Source organism: Serratia sp. HRI, assembly GCF_010119335.3.
Lineage (GTDB): Bacteria > Pseudomonadota > Gammaproteobacteria > Enterobacterales > Enterobacteriaceae > Serratia > Serratia nevei.
The window spans coordinates 4,878,648-4,895,635 of sequence record NZ_CP083690.1 but is presented as its reverse complement, the minus strand read 5'-3'; the positions used below and the strand labels follow the sequence as shown (position 1 = coordinate 4,895,635).

Here is a 16,988-nt window from a genome sequence, read left to right as displayed (position 1 = left end):
GGGATTTAGAACAAATCTTTCAGATCGTGGGTGTAAGCTTTGACCGCCTGTTCCCCCGCGCTCTTCATCTGCTGAATCACGCTGACCAGTTTGCTGGCGTACTGCGGATCGGTGGCGTAGCCGGCGCGCTGCAGCGCATGTGCCGCCTGCTCCGGGCTGCGCGCGGCGGCCACGTCGGCATAGCGCGGGTTGTTGGTCAGCAGCTTGACGTAATCGGCGATCGCCTCGACGTACGAGCCGTAGACGCGGAACTTCGCCTTCACCTTCTTCGCCGCACCCTGTTCGAACTCGGTGGTGGTGATCTCCGTCACCGGCCCGTTCCAGCTGCCGCCGGCCTTGATGCCGAACAGGTTGTAGCTCGGCGTGCCGTCCGAGGTCGGGATCTCGCGCTGCCCCCAGCCGGACTCCAGCGCCGCCTGCGCGACGATCAGCTGATGCGGAATGCCGCTCTGCTGGCTGGCGACCTTCGCCGGTATCGACAGGCGAGCGACGAAGTTGCCGTTGTTGAGCGACAGCGGCGCGGCGGCCGGCGGGGCTTTCGGCATCGCGCGGCGCACCATCTGCTCCAGCGCCTGGTTCGGCAGCGTTTGCAGCACCTCGTTGTCCAGCGCCATCGGCGACAGGCCCGCCGTTTCGCTCGGCACCGTGTTGGCGTTGCTCATCTGCTTGACCATCATGTCGGCCAGCCCCAGCCCTTTTTGCGACATCTGCTGGGCGATTTGCTGGTCGTACATCGAGGTATAGAGCCGCGTTTGATCGCTGCTCAATACCCCGTCCTGCGGCAAGGCGGAACGCATGCTTTTCAGCATCATCTGCACGAACATGCCTTCCACCTGCTGGGCCACCTGCTTGAGGTTGCCCTGCGGGTCGGCCGCCGCATCGCGCTTCAGGCCATTCAGCGCCTGGGCGTCATAGGCCGCGCCCGACATCGCCATCAGATCGCCGGCCATCAGATGATTTCCAGCTTGGCGCGCAGGCAGCCGGCGCTCTGCATCGCCTGCAGGATCGACATCAGATCGATCGGCGTGGCGCCCAGCGCGTTCAGCGCGCGGATCACGTTGTTCAGGTTGGCGCTGGCGTTCACCTTCTGCAGCGATCCGCCCTGCTGTTGCACCGAGATCTGGGTGTTTGGCGTCACCACCGTCTGGCCGCCACCGAACGGCGTCGTCGGTTGGCTGACGGTGTTCTGCCGATCGACCACCACCGACAGGTTGCCCTGGGCGACGGCGCAAGAGTCGAGGATCACATCGCGGTTCATCACCACCGACCCCGTGCGCGAGTTGATGATCACTTTGGCATCCATCGCCCCGACGTTGACGGTGATGTTTTGAATCTCCGCCAGGAAGCGCACCTGAGAGCTGTTGCCCTGCGGCACCAGCACCTGGATCGTGCGGGCGTCGAGCGGCGTCGCGGTGCCGCCGCCGCGTTGGCGGTTGATGGCGTCGCTGATCTGCTGCGCCAGCGTGAAATCTTCGTCGTTCAGCTGCAGGTTGAGAACGCCGCCGCTGCCGAAGGTGGTCGGCAGCTCGCGCTCGATGGTGGCGCCGTTGCTGATGCGCCCGCCCGCCAGCTGGTTGACCTGCACGCTGCTGCCGCCGGCCGCCGCGCCCGCGCCGCCGACCAGCACGTTACCCTGCGCCAGCGCATAAACCTGGTTATCCACGCCTTTGAGCGGCGTCATCAGCAGGGTGCCGCCACGCAGGCTCTTGGCGTTGCCCATCGAAGAAACCACCACGTCGATGTTCTGCCCGGCGCGCGAGAACGGCGGCAGTTTGGCGGTCACCATCACCGCCGCCACGTTTTTCAGCTGCATGTTGGTGCCCGGCGGCACGGTGATGCCCAGCTGCGACAGCATGTTGCTCAGGCTTTGGGTGGTAAACGGCGTCTGCATGGTCTGGTCGCCGGAGCCGTCCAGCCCCACCACCAGGCCGTAGCCGATCAGGGCGTTGTCTCGCACGCCCTGCACCGTCACCAGATCGCGGATGCGCTCCGCCGCCGCCGGCAGACTCATCGTTCCGATCAGCAAAGCCATCAGGATTTTTTTTGTCATTAGAACCTCATTCGCCTTAGCCAAAAGGCGTTATTGTCGCAGGCAGTTTGAGGGCGGACAGCGCGCAGGAAACGGAGCGTACACGCAGTACGTGACGTTTCCGAGCACTGCCCAACCTCAAAATGGCAAGTAAAATAGCCTGTACTCAAAACGGTGAAACATTTAAGAAGAAGCGCTGCAGCCAGCCCATGGTCTGCGCTTCGTTGATATAGCCATTGCCGACGTATTCGATACGTGCGTCCGCCACCTGCGTCGAAGTCACCGAGTTGTTGCCGCTGATGGTGCGCGGATTGACGACGCCGGAGAAGCGGATGAATTCCGTGCCTTGGTTGATGGCGATCTGTTTTTCCCCTACCACGTGCAGGTTGCCGTTGGCCAGCACCTGGTTGACCGTCACCGTAATGGTGCCGTTGAAGGTGTTGTTGGCGTTGGCGCCGCCCTTGCCGCCGAAGGTGCTGTCGCCGGAAATGTCCATATCGGCGCGCGCATTGCCCAACAGGCCGTCGAGGTAACGCGGCGAGGTGGCGACGCCGAACTTGCTGGCGCCTTTGCGGCTGGCGTTGGCGGAGGAGCTTTTGCTGGCGCTGACGTTTTCCTGCAGCACGATGGTCAGGGTGTCGCCGACGTTGCGCGGACGGCGGTCCTCGAACAACGGCTGGTAGCCGTAGTTCATCGGCTGCACCGTCTGGAAGATCGAGCCGTTCGGCATCGGCGCGCTGGCCGGCGCGGGCTGCGCCGTGGTCGCGCCGTCCACCAGCGGTTTGTGCGGGATGTAGGCGCAGCCGCTCAGCGTCAGCATCACCATTCCCGCCAGCCAGCGTTGTCCCTGCCGCGGCAGGATTGCCATCGAATATGTGGTTACCACGGGTATCGCCTTTGTTTCACGAAAGAGAATGACGGGCGCGGCAAGCCGGCCCGTCAATGACAGATTACAGTTGCGTCAGCTTTTGCAGCATCTGATCGGAAGTCGAGACCGCTTTGCTGTTGATCTCGTAAGCGCGCTGAGTCTGAATCATGTTGACCAGCTCTTCCGCCACGTTGACGTTGGAGGTTTCCACGTAACCCTGATACAGCAAACCGGCACCGTTCAGCCCCGGGGTGCTCTCGTTCGGCGCGCCCGAGCTTTCGGTTTCCTGATACAGGTTCTCGCCCACGCTCTCCAGACCGCTGTCGTTGACGAACGTGGTCAGCGTCAGTTGGCCTACCTGCTGGGCGGCGGTTTGGCCCTGCTGGGTGACGCTGACGATGCCGTCGCGGCCGACGGTGATGGACAGCGCGTTAGCCGGAATGGTGATCGCCGGCTGCACCTGGAAACCGCTGGAGGTCACCAGCTGGCCGTTCTGATCGATCTGGAACGACCCGTCGCGGGTATAGGCCTGAGTGCCGTCCGGCAGCATCACCTGGAAGAAACCCTGCCCCTTGATGGCGACGTCTTTACTGTTGTTGGTCTGCGACAGGTTGCCCTGGCTATGCAGACGCTCGGTCGCCACCGGACGCACGCCGGTCCCGATCTGCAGGCCGGAGGGCAGCGTGGTCTGCTCGGAGGACTGCGCCCCCGGCTGACGCATGGTCTGATACAGCAGGTCTTCAAATACCGCCCGCTGGCGTTTGAAGCCGTTGGTGCTGACGTTCGCCAGGTTGTTGGCGATCACGTCCATGTTGGTCTGCTGCGCGTCCAGACCGGTTTTGGCAATCCATAAGGATGGAATCATCGGTTATTTCCTTGCTGCTTAACTCATTGAGAGCAGTGAGTTGGCACGCTGTTCGTTTTCATCCACGCTGTGGATGACCTTCATTTGCATTTCAAAGCGGCGGGCGTTGGCGATCATGTCGACCATGGTTTCCACCGGCTTGACGTTGCTGCCTTCCAGCACGCCCGGCATCACCCGCACCTGCGGATCGTTTTGCAACTGATTGCCGCGCTGCTGTTGGGTTTCCGGCGTCAGGCGGAACAGCCCGTCGTCACCGCGCATCACTTCGCGCGCATCGGCTTTCACCAGCTTCAGGCGGCCGATCTGCGCGATGGTGTTCGGCGGATCGCCGGCGTTCAGCGCCGAAATGGTGCCGTCGGCCGCGATGGTGATCTCCGCCGACGGCGGCACCTCGATCGGGCCGCCGTCGCCCATCACCGGCAGCCCCTGCACCGTCAACTGCCCGGTGGAGGAGATCTGAATGTTGCCGTTGCGGGTATAGGCTTCCCCCCCACCCGGCAGGCTCACCGCCAGAAAACCGTCCTGCTGCAGCGCCACGTCCAGCGGACGCGACGTGTAGTTCAGCGCCCCCTGGCTCATGTCGGCGCCCGGCGTCGACGCGGTCACCAAGGTGCGCGTCGCCATACTCGGCCCGTCGACCGGTACCGCGCGCAACGCGGCGAGCTGGGCGCGAAAGCCCGGCGTCGACGCATTGGCCAGGTTGTTGGCGGTGATGGACTGCTGTTCCAGCGTTTGGCGCGCCGCGCCCATCGCGGTATAAATCGCGTGATCCATGACTCGGCCCTATTAGCGCAGGCTAACCAGCGTCTGCAGGATGGAGTCCTGCGTCTTGATGGTCTGGGCGTTGGACTGGTAGTTACGCTGTGCGACGATCATGTTCACCAGCTCCTGGCTCAGATCGACGTTGGAAGACTCCAGCGCGCCGCTGGTCAGCTTACCGAAGCCGCCGCCACCCGACAGACCAACGCGCGGCTGGCCGGACGCACCGGTTTCCTGCCACACGTTATCGCCCTGCGACGCCAGCCCTTCCGGGTTGGAGAAGTTGGCCATGACGATCTGGCCCAGCACCTGGGTCTGCTGGTTGGAGTAGATGCCCACGACGGTACCGTCGTTGTTGATTTGGAAGTTGGTGTATTCACCGGCGGCATAGCCGTCCTGCGCCACTTTGCTCACCGAGTCGCTGCCCACGTTCTGCTGCATGCTGCCGGCGAAGCTCAGGGTGAAGTTTTGCGCCGGTGCACCGTCTTTGGCGGTCATCGGGATCACCATGTTGAACTCGCCCGGCGCGCCGTTGGTGCTGGTGGTTTTCACCAGGTTGCCGCTGGTGCTGAACTCCATGGTGCCGGCGTTCACTGGCGCTGCGCTGCCGTCCTGGGTATAGACCTGCCACTTGTTGTCTTCCGTCTTCACGAAGTAGGCGTTGATGTTGTGCGCATTACCCAGCGAGTCGTAGGCGGTGATGGTGTTGACGTAGTTGTAGCTGTCCTGTTTGGTCGGATCGAACGTCTTGTTCTCCGGCACTTTATGGGTGGACTTCAGGTTGGCGACCATCTCACCGGAGGTAGACGCCTTGGCGTTCATCATGCCTTCAGGAATGCTCAGCGGCACCGGGTTGGCACCCTGCTGGATGGTCGGCGGGGAACCGGCCGCCGGATAACCGGTCAGCTGCAGGCCCTGCATGTTGGTCAGGTTGCGGTTCTCGTCCAGCTTGAACTGGCCGTTACGGGTATAGAAGATGCCGCCGTCTTTATCCTGCATGCGGAAGAAGCCGTTGCCGTTGATGGCCACATCCAGCGCACGGCTGGTGCCGGTGGTGGTGCCGCCCTTAAAGTTCTGGGTGATGCCGGACACTTTAACGCCCAGCCCAACCTGCGAACCGGCGAACATGTCGGCGAAGGACACGCTGCCGGATTTGAAGCCCGCGGTCGCGGAGTTGGCGATGTTGTTACCGATCACGTCCAGGTTGGTTGCTGCCGCGTTCAAGCCGCTGACTGCCTGAGAAAAGGCCATGTTATTCTCCGAATAGTGGTCAGGCTATCGTCCGATTGAGCCTGATGCTTAGGGTTATAAGATCTGTCGCACGTCTTCCAGGGTGGCGTTGCCCGCCAGGCCGAGATCCAGCTTGGCGCCGTTGCCGTCGCGGATCACGCCGTTCACCAGCCCGAAGTGCAGGCTACGCGCCACCAACTGTTCACCGTTGCCTTTGGCATTAATCGCCACTTTGTAGGCGCCGTCTGGCGCGGTGGAGCCGTCATCCAGCGAACCGTCCCAGGTGAAGGCGTGTACGCCGGCGGTCAGGCCGCCGATTTCGATGGTGCGCACCACCTGCCCGCTGGCGTTGGTGATGGTGGCGGTCACCTGATCGGCGGCGCGCTCCAGTTCCACGCCAAACGGCGTGGTGCTGACCTTGCCATCCTTGCTGCCGACCAGAATGTTGTTGCCCGGCACCATCACGCCGTGACCGATCAGCGCCGTCGCCTGCAGCGACTGGTTGCTGTTGATCTGGCCGGAGATCGAGCCCAGCGTGGTGTTGAGTTTTTCGATGCCCTGAACGGTGTTGATCTGCGCCAGCTGCGAGGTCAGCTCGTTGTTCTGCATCGGATTGGTCGGATCCTGGTTTTTCAACTGCGCCACCAGCAGCGTCAGGAAGCTGTTGTGCAGATCCTGGCTGTTGGTATTTTTGCTGTTGTTACCGATGACGGTGTTGTCCAACGACTCGTTAGTGGTTGCGGCAATAGCCATGGGAACCTCCGGTTACTGACCCAGCGTCAGGGTTTTCATCATCATCGACTTGGTGGTGTTGAGCACCTCGACGTTGGCCTGGTAGCTGCGGGAAGCGGAGATGGTATTGACCATTTCCCCCACTACGTCGACGTTCGGCATGCGCACGTAGCCCTTGGCGTCCGCCAGCGGGTTGCCCGGCTGGTACACCAGACGCTCGGGCGCCGGATCGTCCACCACCTGGGCAACGCGCACGCCGCCGGTCGGCTGCCCGGGCGCCGCCGCGACCTGGAACACCACCTGCTTGGCGCGGTAAGGCTCGCCGTCCGGGCCGGTCACGCTGTCGGCGTTGGCCATGTTGCTGGCGCTGACGTTCATGCGCTGGGATTGCGCCGATAACGCCGAGCCGGAGATATCAAAAATATTCAGTAAAGACATGCGCCTTATCCTTGTTGCAGCACGGACATCATCCCTTTGATCTGCCCGTTGAGCAGCGTCAGGTCGGTCTGATATTTCAGGCTGTTATCGGCAAAGTTGGTGCGTTCGCGATCCATGTCCACCGTGTTGCCGTCCATCGACGGCTGGTCCGGTACCCGGTACAACAGGTCGAGCTGCGACGGCTGCAGGGTTTGCGCCGGGATGTGGCGCGCCGCCGTCAGGTTCAGCGACATGCCGTTGCCGTTGACGCGCCCTTGTTCCAGCACTTTGTTCAATTGGCTGGCGAAATCGATATCCCGCGCCTGATAACCCGGTGTGTCTGCGTTGGCGATGTTGGCGGCCAGAATTTCCTGCCGCTGGGCGCGCAAGTTCAGCGCCTCTTGGCCAAAGCGCAGAGCCGCGTCCAGTTTGTCGAGCATGCTCCCTCCGCGAGGTTAGAATTTGGAGTCGACAGGATAAACGCCCCCAGCACCACCCTATCGCGGGAATAGACGCAAAATGGGGCGCTATTTATCTGCTTAGCCTGCGCGCGCTGCGGGTACACTTACGCGTATCCCGATGAAGCTTGAGAAGATGACGATGAAAGGTAAAATGCTGCTGCTTATCGGCCTGCTGTGCAGTCTGAACGCGCGCGCCGACGATCTGGCGACGCAAATCGATAGCTTCATCAAAGGCAAGTTCACCGGCGAGCCGGTACAGGTGAAAGTGCGGGTGCGCACGCCGCCGGCCCAATGGCCCGCCTGCGAACTGCCCCAGCTGTCGCTGCCGCCCAACGCGCGGATCGGCGGCAACGTCAGCATTTCGGCACGCTGTGGCCAGGAGCGGCGTTTTATCCAGACGCAGGTGCAGGTGTTCGGCCGCTATCTGGTTTCGGCGCGCGGCATCAGCGCCGGCAGCCGATTGACCGCAGCGGATCTGACGCTGAAGGAAGGCCGGCTCGATACCCTGCCGCCGCGCGCGCTGACCGAGGCGAGCAAAGCGTTAGGCGCCGTCAGCCTGCGCAACATCAGCCCCGGCCAACCGCTGACCCTCGCCATGCTGCGCCGCGCCTGGATTATCAAAGCCGGGCAACCGGTACAGGTCACCGCGCAGGGCGAAGGGTTCAACATCAGCGGTGCGGGCAAGGCGATGAACAACGCCGCCGCCGAAGACAGCGTGCGCGTGCGCATGGCGTCCGGGCAGATCGTCAGCGGCGTGGTCGGAGACGACGGCGCGATTCGCATTACGTTATAAAAAAGTAAAGGTTCCGCAAACCTTGCCGATAAGACAAATCAAGCAGCATTTTATTGGCCACCAGGGCCGCAAAACTTTCATTGCAGCGTCGTCGCCCCCGAGCGGTCACGGCGTAAACGGAGATGGACCATGAGTATCGATCGCACCCAGCGGTTACAGCCGGTTTCCACTGTGCAACCGCGTGAAACCCCGGCCGACAACCCGCTTCAACCGCGTAAGGCCGCCGTGGCCGAAACGGCCGTCAGCGGCACGCAGGTCAAACTGAGCGAGGCGCAGGCGCGCCTGATGCAGCCGGGCACCCAGGATATCGATATGGGCCGGGTCGAGGCCATCAAGCAGGCGATCCGCAACGGCGAACTGAAGATGGACGCCGGCAAAATCGCCGACGCGCTGCTGCAAGACGCGCAGAGCGACATTCAATGGAACGCCGGGCGCGACTGACGGCGCGGCGGCGAGTAGCGGTAAAGGATAAGTCATCACTATGGAAAACCTGGCACAACTGCTGGATAAACTGTTGGAAACGCTGCAGGCGCTCAATGGCGTGCTGGAGGAAGAGCACGACTTGCTGTGTTCTGGCCAGTTGCCCGGCGTGGCGTTGCAGCGTGTAACCGATGCCAAAAGCCAACTGCTGGCGACGGTCGCCTACCTCGAGCAACAACGCCTGGGGGAGGAAAAAGCCTGCGGGCAACGCGCCCCCTACGCCAACCATGCGCCCTTGGCCGATCGCTGGCAGCGCGTTCAACTGCTGAGCCAAACGCTACGCGAAAAGAATCAGCACAATGGCCTGCTGCTCAATCAGCAGATCGACCATAACGCTCAGGCGCTGGCGATCCTCAGTAAGAACAACAAATCGCTGTATGGCCCGGACGGCCAGTCGCACGCCGGCAGCCTGCTCGGCAGAAAAATCGGCGTCTGACCTGACTCATTTCGCCCGGTGAACGCACCGCCGGGCGCGGGTTTCCCCGGTTATGCGCAACCTCTCGCATTTTCTTCTTACCGCTTTCTGAATTCCCTTAACGCTATGCGCCAGGCTGCGCATGCCGTGAATTTGGCTGTTTCTTTCCCTTTGGCCGCTTGTCACCCTGTGGTTATTTTTAAACCACTTGAAATATACCCTTAACGGGTATAGATTCGCAGGAAGAGCGAATGGCCGATATTTATCTCACCAAAACCTTTCTGGGTTTTGCCGCGCGCGAACGCATCAGCGACGCCACGATAGTGAAAGTGGCGCGAGAGATGCAAAATCAGTTGTACGACGCCAGTCTTGGCGGTTGCATATACAAAAAGCGCATCGCTCGGACTGGTGCGGGCAAACGGGGCGGCTATCGGGTACCGATCGTTTTTCGCGATGAAGAACGCCTGTTTTTTATGCGCGGCTTTGCCAAAAGCGAGAGAGAAAACATCAGTACGGACGAGTTACAAGGATTGAAACATCTGGCTGCGCTGTATCTGGATTATTCGCCATTCAGACTTTACCAGCTGGCCAACAACAAGGAATTACGGAGGCTAAGCGATGAGTAAAATTCTTGCCGAGATCCACCAGGAAGTTCAGGGCCTGCACCGCGCCGGTTTCGTCGACGACGTGACCATGCGCACCTTCGACATGCTGTGCCTGCGGCCGGTGAAACAGTTCGGGCCGGCCGAGATCCGCGCATTGCGCGAACGCGAAAACGTCAGTCAGCCGGTGTTTGCGCTATATCTCAACGTCAGCAAAAAGGCGGTACAGAAATGGGAGCGCGGCGAAGCGCAACCGAACTCCGCCGCGATGAAGCTATTGACGTTGGTGGAACGCAACGGCCTGGCGATCCTGGCCTGAGCCGCCCCTCCCGCCACTTCGCTCATCGGATGAGGTCGGCAGCCGTCGGCCAGACAATCGATGTTGAAATCAGAACACATTAAACAGCCCTCGATACAACAAGGAACTATCCGATGTATATTATCGATTCTATTAATTGCTTCATATCGAGAGCCAGCGAATCGGCCTATTGAATAAAACGCTTCAGGGTATTTAATATTCATACCATAAATGCCCGTAGCTTATATTTACCTTACCTGTTTTTGTTACTTAAACGGCGTCAATTTAGACGCTCGCAGCTTATAAAGCTCTTTGTTTTTCGCTTTAAACTGCCCATCGATAATGCCGCCATACCAATCGCCATACATCGGATTCGGGAAGATAATAAAACGCTTGCCAAATTCTTGCTGCACATCCTCCATCATTTTATTCCTTTCAGCCTGGCTTTTACCTTTTGAATCAATAAAGTCAGCCAGATTGTCGCCAAAATACAGCACGACGTCATACTGGCTTTCCAACGCGTCGCGACGACTCTGTTTACCCTGCATCTCCGGTGTTTTTAACAACAGATTTTCTTTTTTCGCCTGAGGCAAATTAATGCGGCGTAAATTTTTTAGCGTCACGTCAATCTGCGACTGCTTTCTGTCACTCAGGTAGAAAATGGTAACGCCGTTTTCATCGGCAAACCTCAGGAAATCGATAGCGCCGGGCACAGCTTCCGCCGCTGCCATGTCGACCCATTCATCCCAACCGTCAAGCAAAAACGACTGGTTCTTTATCAACCAGGCCTGGTGCGGGCTGTCATCCAGCACGGTCTCATCAAGATCCAGCACGACGGCACGCGGCTTCTCCGATTTGTTCTTTAATTCCTGCTCAAGTCGGAGCTTGCCCAACTGATACCCTTGATAAAAAGCCGCCCGTGCCTCTGCCGCATTCTGATACCACAATACCGACATGGCGAATTGTTCCGTGAGGCAACTCGCGGGCAGTTCAGTCCGGGAAGGATCGCAGTGATTATTTGACGAAGCGGTGAAAGCCACGCATAAAAGTAATAATGGCATATATGATTTTAAAATTTTCATAGATACTCCATATAAGTTTAATTTTATGAGAGTACGGCGAGGGTTATTTATATAGTTGATACATTGCGCATAATTTACTGAGGGACGGGTAAATTAACGCGCTTCACGCACATCTAATCTTCATAAATTTGAAGATTAAGCGTAAATTACAATAAAACAAAGAGAGAAACAACGTATAAAAATAGGATTATGACTGTTGTCACACAAACAGGCTCCAGATTGTGCCGCGCGACAAAGGCGGCCGTGAGTCTTGAATTTCCAGGCTCATTTTATCGCTTAAGCATAACGCCGGCCGGCGCCAAACTACCCCGCCGAACCGGGCGGCGATCTATTCGTAATTGACGATCACCTGATTGCCAATCACGCGCAGCGGCGGATTCAACCCGCCTTGCGACTGCACGTAATAGACAAAGCGCAATTCCGCATTGGCCGGTTCGCCCTGCAGACCGTTGCTGCTGCCGCTGCCACCGCCGAGCGGAATGCAGCGGTTTACCGTGCAGAGCTGGGCCTGCAGCCCCACCGGCTCCGGCCCCAGCAAACGGTAGCGCCAACTGACGCGGGTGATGCGCGCATTGGCATCCGGCAACGCGTTCGGCGGCCGCAAACCGGCGGACTCATCGCGCATGCCGCCCTGTTCCAACGTCACGCCCCCCCCTTCGGCCACCCAAGAGCCGGACACCGCACCGGCGGTTAACGGCGCCAGCAAACACAACACGAACAGACAGCGTTTCATCAGGCGGCTCCAATGGTCGACGTCATGCGAATCTGGCGATCGTCGTTGATTTCGAGGTTGGACAACACCACGATCTGCGGCAGACTGCGGCGCAGGAAACGCGCCAGCAAGGCCCGCAGCGCATGGTTGACCAGCAGCACCGGCGGCGCGCTGAGCATCTCTTGCCGCTGCAGCGCCTGGCGCGCCTGATCCAGCAGGCGATCGGCCAGCCCCGGCTCCAGACCGCCACCGCCCTGCAACGCCTGCAACAACAGGCGCTCCAGTTGGGTATCCAAACCGATGACCTGAATCTCGCCGTTGCCCGGGAACCACTGCTGCGTGATCGCCCTGCCCAGCGCTACCCGCACCACGGTGGTCAGCTCATAAGGATCGCTTTGCGCCGGAGCATGCTCCGCCAGCGTTTCGACGATGGTGCGCATATCGCGGATAGAAACACGCTCGGCCAGCAGGTTTTGCAGCACCTTGTGCAGCGTGGTCAGTGATACCACGCCCGGCACGAAGTCTTCGGTCAGTTTCGGCATCTCCTGCGACACGCGATCCAGCAACTGTTGGGTTTCCTGGCGGCCAAACAGCTCGCTGGCGAACTGGCCGATCAGGTGATTGAGGTGTGTCGCCACCACGGTGCTGGCTTCCACCACGGTAAAGCCCTGGATCTGCGCCTGCTCGCGCAATGCGCTGTCGATCCACACCGCCTCGAGCCCAAAAGCCGGATCGACGGTTTTGTCTCCCGCCAGCTCGCCCACGGCATTGCCGGGGTTGATCGCCAGCCAGCGGCCCGGCTGCGCTTCACCGCTGCCGATCTCGACGCCTTTCATCAGGATGCGGTAGCTGGCAGGCGGCAGTTCCAGGTTGTCGCGAATGTGTACCACCGGCGGCAAATACCCCATGTCCTGCGCGAATTTCTTGCGAATACCGCGGATACGCCCCAGCAGCTCACCGTTTTGTTGAAAATCGACCATCGGAATCAGCCGGTAACCCACCTCCATCCCCAGCGGATCCTCCAACTGCACGTCGGCCCAGCTGGCTTCGGCGGCCTGCGGGTTGTCCGGCATCACCGGCGCCTCCACCGCTTTCGGTGCCTGTTGTTCACGGCCGCGCAGCCACCAGGCCAGGCCCAGCAAAGCGGCGGTAAACAGCAGGAACACCAGGTTCGGCATGCCCGGCACCAGGCCCAACAGCCCCAGTACCCCGGCGCTCAGCAGCATCACGCGCGGATTGTTGAACAGCTGGCCCACCATCTGCTCGCCGACGTCCTGATCGGTCGCGACGCGAGTGACGATAACGCCGGCGGCGGTAGAGATCACCAACGCCGGGATCTGCGCCACCAGGCCGTCGCCGATGGTCAGCAGCGTATAGCTTTCCGCTGCCGCCCCCAGCTCCATGCCGTGTTGCACCACGCCGACCAACAGGCCGCCGACCACGTTCAGCACCATGATCATCAGGCCGGCGATGGCGTCGCCGCGCACGAATTTACTGGCACCGTCCATTGAGCCGTAGAAATCGGCCTCCTGGGTGACTTCGGCGCGGCGTTTCTTCGCTTCGTCCTCGCCGATCAACCCGGCGTTCAGATCGGCGTCGATCGCCATCTGTTTACCCGGCATGCCGTCCAGGACGAAACGCGCGCCCACTTCGGCGATACGCCCGGCCCCCTTGGTGATGACCATGAAGTTGATCAATACCAGGATGATGAACACCACGATACCGATGGCGAAGTTGCCCCCCACCAGGAAGTGCCCGAAGGCCTCCACCACGCGGCCGGCCGCGGCGGAACCGGTGTGCCCTTCCAGCAGGATGATGCGCGTGGACGCGACGTTGAGCGACAAACGCAGCAGCGTGGAGAACAGCAGAATGGTCGGGAAGGCGGCGAATTCGAGCGTGCGCTGGGTGAACATCGCCACCAGCAGCACCATGATCGACAGCGCGATGTTGAAGGTAAACAGCAGGTCGAGGATAAACGCCGGCAACGGCAGCACCATCATCGACAGGATCAGCAGGATCAACACCGGGCCGGCCAACACCTGCCACTGCGTATCTTTAAAATTGCCCGGCAAACGAAGCAGGGAGGCCAAATTAGCCATCAGAGTCACTCTCTCTTGCAAAATCCAGTGCTTCCGGCACCGGTAAACGTTCAGGTTTTTTCGGGATCAGGCCGCCCTCGCGCCGCCAGCGGCGCAGTTGGTACACCCAGGCCAGCACTTCGGCGACCGCGGCATACAGGGTGGCCGGAATATGTTGTCCAATCTCGCTGTGTCGATACAGCGCACGCGCCAGCGGCGGCGCTTCCAGCATCGGGATGCGGTGCTCCGCACCGAGTTCGCGAATGCGCAAGGCGATTTCGCCCGCCCCCTTGGCCAGCACTTTCGGCGCACTCATTTTTTTGTCGTTGTATTGCAACGCGACGGCGTAGTGCGTCGGGTTGGTGACGATCACGTCCGCCTTGGGCACATCGGCCATCATGCGGCGCCGGGCGATCGCCCGCTGCTGCTGACGAATACGTCCCTTAACGTGCGGGTCCCCTTCCTGGTCTTTGAATTCGTCGCGAATATCCTGCTTGGTCATCTTCAGCTTTTTGAAGTGGCTCCACAGCTGGTAGAACACGTCGAACGCCACCATCGGCGTCAACCCCAGTACCACCAGAAAACCGCAGAACAGAATCATCTGCAGCGCATTGCCCAACGCGTCGAGCGGCTGCTGGGTCATCAGATGCAGCATTGCCGCCCAGTTGTGCCACAGATAGAGGCCGGTCACCCAGCCGACCAGCGTCGCTTTCAGGATCCCTTTCAGCAGTTCGGCCAGCACCTGGCTGGAAAAGATGCGCTTCAACCCGGACAACGGGTTCAGCCGCTTCAAATCGAATTTGATCGACTTGCCGCTGAACAGAATGCCCCCCAACAACATCGGCGCGGCGAGCGCCACCAGCACCAGCCCCGCCATGATTGGCAACAGCGCCAGCACGGCCTGGCGCAGCAACATGCCCAGCTGGCGCAGCATCTGTTTATCGTTGCTGACCATGCCATGGTCGAAGTTCAACCCCTGCGTGAGCATCGCCGCCAGCTGTTGCGCCATGTTGCTGCCGGACATCAGGATGATCGCGAGGCCCGAGAGCAGCATCAGTACCGAGGTCAGTTCGCGGGAACGCGGAATCTGGCCGTCTTCACGCGCCTTCTCCAGCCTGTGGGGCGTGGGGGCCTCGCTTTTTTCCAGATCGCTGTCTTCAGCCACGAAACGCCGTTCCTGTGTCGAGAGGGTAAAGAATGGCGGTCAGCATGCCAAAAAATTGGCGATGTCATTGACGGAACAACGGGGGAAAAGGCGGGTTATTTAGGGGATGAGACCATCAGGGAGACGTTACAACCAATTTTCCAGCCGCAAACCCTCAACGCGCTCAAATTCGCGTCGATTATTGGTCACCAGGATCAATCCTTCGCTGCGCGCATGCCCGGCGATATGTAGATCGTTTACGCCAATAGGCGTTCCCTGGCGTTCCAGCACAGCCCGGATGTTGCCGTAGTGCGATGCCGCTTTGGCGCTGTAATCGAGAATGTCCAATCGGGAGACAAAATCCTCAACGACTCTGGCGTTCACCGCTGGGCGAGCGCTGTTCTCCACCCCGTGAACCAATTCGCCATAGGTAATCGACGAAATGACCATTTTACCTGCATAGCGATTGAATACCTCCAGCACTTCCAGCGGCCGGCGCTTAATGACATAGATAACAATGTTGGTGTCCAGCATATGGCTGAACATCAAAAATCTTCCCGCTCGCGTTGGTGCTGTCCGGCACGTTCATTGAGGAAATCATCGCTCACCTCATTTTCCGCACAGAAGAAGCTGTCCCAGGTATTCTCCAGGGGGGCAAGAATGCGCTCTTTGCCCACTACGCGGACGGTCACTTTAGAAACGGTATCAGGGAAACGCACCTCTGCAGGCAGGCGTACAGCCTGTGTCCGATTATTGGTAAAGACAGAACCTAACGCCATGGCGACCTCCTTTAACTGGAGTACAAATTATAACCGCCATGATGTATATAGCAATGCCATATACATTAATCTTTGCGGGACACCGCGCAACTTTCGGGGCGCGCCGTCGCGCGCCCCGAAAAGCCTCAGAAACCGAGACTGTCGAGCAGATCGTCGACCTGTGCCTGGTTGGCGATCACGCCGACGCCGTTCTGGTCGAGCTGCGGGCCGTTCAGCAGGCTGTCGTTCGGCCGCTTTTCCTTCACCGGCTGCTCCGGCATGTTTTCCATCAGCACCATCAGCAGCTGCTTTTCGATCTCCTGCACCACGTCCATCATGCGCTTGATCACCTGACCGGTCAGATCCTGGAAATCCTGCGCCATCATGATTTCCAGCAGCTGGGCATTGGTGAAGGCCGTATGGCCCGGTACCTGATCCAGATACTGGCGCGTGTCGTTAACCAGAGAACGCGCGTCGTCCAGTTCGATGGGGTTGGCGAACCACTCGTCCCAGCGCCCTTTCAACGCGTTCGCCCCGGATTCCAGCTCCGCCTGGCGCGGTTGCGCCGCCTCCACGCAGTTCAACGCCCGTTCCGCCGCCTGCGCCGTCATGGTTACGACATAGTCAAGACGGTCGCGCGCATCCGGGATCGCCTCTGCCGCCTGGGCGATCGCCTGATCGAGCCCCAGTTCGCGCATGCTGTCGCGCAGCATTCGGGTCAGTTGGCCGATGCGGGAGATGATCTCTCCCGCGGTCGCTGCATCGCTGGCAGGCATTGGAATGTCTCTCATCGCCCTCTCCTTACATGCCCAATTTTTCAAAAATCTTGTTGAGCTTTTCTTCCAGCGTCGCCGCCGTAAAAGGTTTCACTACATAACCGCTGGCGCCGGCCTGCGCCGCCGCGATGATATTTTCTTTCTTGGCTTCCGCCGTCACCATCAGTACCGGCATCGCGGCCAGCGCGCTATCGGCGCGGATGGTTTGCAGCAGCTCCAGCCCGTCCATGTTCGGCATGTTCCAGTCGGACACCACGAAGTCGAAACCGCCGGCGCGCAGCTTGTTCAGCGCATCCGCGCCGTCTTCAGCTTCTTCGACGTTGTTGAAGCCCAGCTCTTTGAGCAAATTTCTGACGATGCGACGCATGGTGGAAAAATCGTCCACAACCAGAAATCTGAGGTTCTTGTCTGCCATTGTTACTCCTGAAAAAGTTAACCGTTTAATGATGCAAAACCGCAGGCCGCCGCGCGGCGAACCTGGGTCATATC

At 60.0% G+C, this 16,988-nt stretch carries 22 protein-coding genes; 5 read left to right on the top strand and 17 right to left on the bottom strand.

Annotated features, from left to right (window positions below):
• Positions 1-5: 5 nt before the first annotated feature.
• The 9 genes from flgJ to flgB form a co-directional block, all read right to left on the bottom strand.
• Positions 6-950 (bottom strand): flagellar assembly peptidoglycan hydrolase FlgJ, encoded by a 945-nt coding sequence (gene flgJ / locus GF111_RS23395; RefSeq protein ID WP_038876850.1) that lies wholly within the window; start codon positions 948-950, stop codon positions 6-8.
• Entirely contained in the window at positions 950-2,050 is a 1,101-nt protein-coding gene (locus tag GF111_RS23390) for a flagellar basal body P-ring protein FlgI (RefSeq protein WP_038876847.1), read from the bottom strand. The genes flgJ and GF111_RS23390 overlap by 1 nt, the downstream gene beginning before the upstream one ends.
• A gap of 145 nt (positions 2,051-2,195) precedes the next feature.
• A complete protein-coding gene (gene flgH, locus GF111_RS23385; RefSeq protein WP_038876845.1) occupies positions 2,196-2,897 on the bottom strand; it encodes a flagellar basal body L-ring protein FlgH in 702 nt (233 codons plus the stop codon).
• An 82-nt stretch (positions 2,898-2,979) separates the two neighbouring features.
• Positions 2,980-3,762 carry a flagellar basal-body rod protein FlgG gene (gene flgG / locus GF111_RS23380; protein ID WP_004934819.1) on the bottom strand — a complete coding sequence of 261 codons (783 nt, stop codon included), beginning with the start codon at positions 3,760-3,762 and terminating at the stop codon, positions 2,980-2,982.
• Between the two features lie 18 nt (positions 3,763-3,780).
• Positions 3,781-4,536 (bottom strand): flagellar basal body rod protein FlgF, encoded by a 756-nt coding sequence (locus GF111_RS23375; RefSeq protein ID WP_038876842.1) that lies wholly within the window; start codon positions 4,534-4,536, stop codon positions 3,781-3,783.
• A gap of 12 nt (positions 4,537-4,548) precedes the next feature.
• Entirely contained in the window at positions 4,549-5,772 is a 1,224-nt protein-coding gene (gene flgE / locus GF111_RS23370; protein ID WP_055316337.1) for a flagellar hook protein FlgE, read from the bottom strand.
• A gap of 54 nt (positions 5,773-5,826) precedes the next feature.
• Positions 5,827-6,504 carry a flagellar hook assembly protein FlgD gene (gene flgD / locus GF111_RS23365; protein WP_016927297.1) on the bottom strand — a complete coding sequence of 226 codons (678 nt, stop codon included), beginning with the start codon at positions 6,502-6,504 and terminating at the stop codon, positions 5,827-5,829.
• A gap of 12 nt (positions 6,505-6,516) precedes the next feature.
• The gene (gene flgC, locus GF111_RS23360; RefSeq protein WP_004934826.1) at positions 6,517-6,921 is read right to left on the bottom strand and encodes a flagellar basal body rod protein FlgC; all 405 of its coding nucleotides are present in this window, start codon (positions 6,919-6,921) and stop codon (positions 6,517-6,519) included.
• Positions 6,922-6,926: 5 nt separating this feature from the next.
• A complete protein-coding gene (flgB, locus tag GF111_RS23355; protein ID WP_060433352.1) occupies positions 6,927-7,340 on the bottom strand; it encodes a flagellar basal body rod protein FlgB in 414 nt (137 codons plus the stop codon).
• Between the two features lie 160 nt (positions 7,341-7,500).
• Between flgB and flgA the strand changes: the two genes are divergently transcribed.
• The 5 genes from flgA (at position 7,501) to GF111_RS23330 (ending at position 9,970) form a co-directional block, all read left to right on the top strand.
• Positions 7,501-8,154, top strand: coding sequence for a flagellar basal body P-ring formation chaperone FlgA (flgA, locus tag GF111_RS23350; protein WP_055313118.1), 654 nt, complete (start codon positions 7,501-7,503; stop codon positions 8,152-8,154).
• Between the two features lie 129 nt (positions 8,155-8,283).
• Entirely contained in the window at positions 8,284-8,595 is a 312-nt protein-coding gene (flgM, locus tag GF111_RS23345; protein WP_038876837.1) for a flagellar biosynthesis anti-sigma factor FlgM, read from the top strand.
• 40 nt (positions 8,596-8,635) lie between these two features.
• Positions 8,636-9,070, top strand: a complete 435-nt coding sequence (locus GF111_RS23340) for a flagella synthesis protein FlgN (protein WP_038876835.1) — start codon at positions 8,636-8,638, stop codon at positions 9,068-9,070.
• A gap of 230 nt (positions 9,071-9,300) precedes the next feature.
• Positions 9,301-9,675 (top strand): type II toxin-antitoxin system RelE/ParE family toxin, encoded by a 375-nt coding sequence (locus GF111_RS23335; protein ID WP_147190142.1) that lies wholly within the window; start codon positions 9,301-9,303, stop codon positions 9,673-9,675.
• Complete coding sequence (locus GF111_RS23330) at positions 9,668-9,970, top strand: DNA-binding transcriptional regulator (protein ID WP_047571545.1); 303 nt, start codon at positions 9,668-9,670, stop codon at positions 9,968-9,970. Before GF111_RS23335 ends, GF111_RS23330 begins: the two co-directional genes overlap by 8 nt.
• 245 nt (positions 9,971-10,215) lie before the next feature.
• Here GF111_RS23330 and GF111_RS23325 read toward each other — a convergent pair whose 3' ends face one another.
• From GF111_RS23325 to cheY, 8 genes are all read right to left on the bottom strand, one after another.
• Positions 10,216-11,031, bottom strand: a complete 816-nt coding sequence (locus tag GF111_RS23325) for a 5'-nucleotidase, lipoprotein e(P4) family (protein WP_047730461.1) — start codon at positions 11,029-11,031, stop codon at positions 10,216-10,218.
• A gap of 328 nt (positions 11,032-11,359) precedes the next feature.
• Positions 11,360-11,764: a flagellar protein FlhE gene (locus tag GF111_RS23320; RefSeq protein WP_047730460.1), complete on the bottom strand. Its 405-nt coding sequence runs from the start codon at positions 11,762-11,764 to the stop codon at positions 11,360-11,362.
• A complete protein-coding gene (flhA, locus tag GF111_RS23315) occupies positions 11,764-13,842 on the bottom strand; it encodes a flagellar biosynthesis protein FlhA (protein ID WP_038876828.1) in 2,079 nt (692 codons plus the stop codon). The genes GF111_RS23320 and flhA overlap by 1 nt, the downstream gene beginning before the upstream one ends.
• Entirely contained in the window at positions 13,835-14,986 is a 1,152-nt protein-coding gene (gene flhB / locus GF111_RS23310) for a flagellar biosynthesis protein FlhB (protein ID WP_047730459.1), read from the bottom strand. Before flhB ends, flhA begins: the two co-directional genes overlap by 8 nt.
• A gap of 126 nt (positions 14,987-15,112) precedes the next feature.
• Positions 15,113-15,511 carry a type II toxin-antitoxin system VapC family toxin gene (locus GF111_RS23305; protein ID WP_047730458.1) on the bottom strand — a complete coding sequence of 133 codons (399 nt, stop codon included), beginning with the start codon at positions 15,509-15,511 and terminating at the stop codon, positions 15,113-15,115.
• On the bottom strand, positions 15,511-15,744 hold the full coding sequence (gene vapB / locus GF111_RS23300) for a type II toxin-antitoxin system VapB family antitoxin (protein WP_047730457.1): 234 nt from the start codon (positions 15,742-15,744) through the stop codon (positions 15,511-15,513). The genes GF111_RS23305 and vapB overlap by 1 nt, the downstream gene beginning before the upstream one ends.
• Before the next feature lie 125 nt (positions 15,745-15,869).
• Complete coding sequence (gene cheZ / locus GF111_RS23295; protein ID WP_004934858.1) at positions 15,870-16,514, bottom strand: protein phosphatase CheZ; 645 nt, start codon at positions 16,512-16,514, stop codon at positions 15,870-15,872.
• A gap of 10 nt (positions 16,515-16,524) precedes the next feature.
• Positions 16,525-16,914 (bottom strand): chemotaxis response regulator CheY, encoded by a 390-nt coding sequence (gene cheY / locus GF111_RS23290; RefSeq protein WP_004934862.1) that lies wholly within the window; start codon positions 16,912-16,914, stop codon positions 16,525-16,527.
• Between the last annotated feature and the right edge of the window lie 74 nt (positions 16,915-16,988).

Excerpts from the sequence above, each read along its gene's own strand:
- flgA (WP_055313118.1), top strand. The coding sequence starts at position 7,501 with ATGAAAGGTAAAATGCTGCTGCTTATCGGCCTGCTGTGCAGTCTGAAC.
- flgH (WP_038876845.1), bottom strand. The coding sequence starts at position 2,897 with ATGGCAATCCTGCCGCGGCAGGGACAACGCTGGCTGGCGGGAATGGTG.
- GF111_RS23375 (WP_038876842.1), bottom strand. The coding sequence starts at position 4,536 with ATGGATCACGCGATTTATACCGCGATGGGCGCGGCGCGCCAAACGCTG.
- GF111_RS23325 (WP_047730461.1), bottom strand. The coding sequence starts at position 11,031 with ATGAAAATTTTAAAATCATATATGCCATTATTACTTTTATGCGTGGCT.
- GF111_RS23390 (WP_038876847.1), bottom strand. The coding sequence starts at position 2,050 with ATGACAAAAAAAATCCTGATGGCTTTGCTGATCGGAACGATGAGTCTG.
- flhA (WP_038876828.1), bottom strand. The coding sequence starts at position 13,842 with ATGGCTAATTTGGCCTCCCTGCTTCGTTTGCCGGGCAATTTTAAAGAT.
- flgM (WP_038876837.1), top strand. The coding sequence starts at position 8,284 with ATGAGTATCGATCGCACCCAGCGGTTACAGCCGGTTTCCACTGTGCAA.
- GF111_RS23340 (WP_038876835.1), top strand. The coding sequence starts at position 8,636 with ATGGAAAACCTGGCACAACTGCTGGATAAACTGTTGGAAACGCTGCAG.
- GF111_RS23330 (WP_047571545.1), top strand. The coding sequence starts at position 9,668 with ATGAGTAAAATTCTTGCCGAGATCCACCAGGAAGTTCAGGGCCTGCAC.
- flgE (WP_055316337.1), bottom strand. The coding sequence starts at position 5,772 with ATGGCCTTTTCTCAGGCAGTCAGCGGCTTGAACGCGGCAGCAACCAAC.
- flgJ (WP_038876850.1), bottom strand. The coding sequence starts at position 950 with ATGGCCGGCGATCTGATGGCGATGTCGGGCGCGGCCTATGACGCCCAG.
- cheZ (WP_004934858.1), bottom strand. The coding sequence starts at position 16,514 with ATGAGAGACATTCCAATGCCTGCCAGCGATGCAGCGACCGCGGGAGAG.
- vapB (WP_047730457.1), bottom strand. The coding sequence starts at position 15,744 with ATGGCGTTAGGTTCTGTCTTTACCAATAATCGGACACAGGCTGTACGC.
- flgB (WP_060433352.1), bottom strand. The coding sequence starts at position 7,340 with ATGCTCGACAAACTGGACGCGGCTCTGCGCTTTGGCCAAGAGGCGCTG.
- flgC (WP_004934826.1), bottom strand. The coding sequence starts at position 6,921 with ATGTCTTTACTGAATATTTTTGATATCTCCGGCTCGGCGTTATCGGCG.
- GF111_RS23335 (WP_147190142.1), top strand. The coding sequence starts at position 9,301 with ATGGCCGATATTTATCTCACCAAAACCTTTCTGGGTTTTGCCGCGCGC.
- flgD (WP_016927297.1), bottom strand. The coding sequence starts at position 6,504 with ATGGCTATTGCCGCAACCACTAACGAGTCGTTGGACAACACCGTCATC.
- GF111_RS23305 (WP_047730458.1), bottom strand. The coding sequence starts at position 15,511 with ATGTTCAGCCATATGCTGGACACCAACATTGTTATCTATGTCATTAAG.
- GF111_RS23320 (WP_047730460.1), bottom strand. The coding sequence starts at position 11,764 with ATGAAACGCTGTCTGTTCGTGTTGTGTTTGCTGGCGCCGTTAACCGCC.
- flgG (WP_004934819.1), bottom strand. The coding sequence starts at position 3,762 with ATGATTCCATCCTTATGGATTGCCAAAACCGGTCTGGACGCGCAGCAG.
- cheY (WP_004934862.1), bottom strand. The coding sequence starts at position 16,914 with ATGGCAGACAAGAACCTCAGATTTCTGGTTGTGGACGATTTTTCCACC.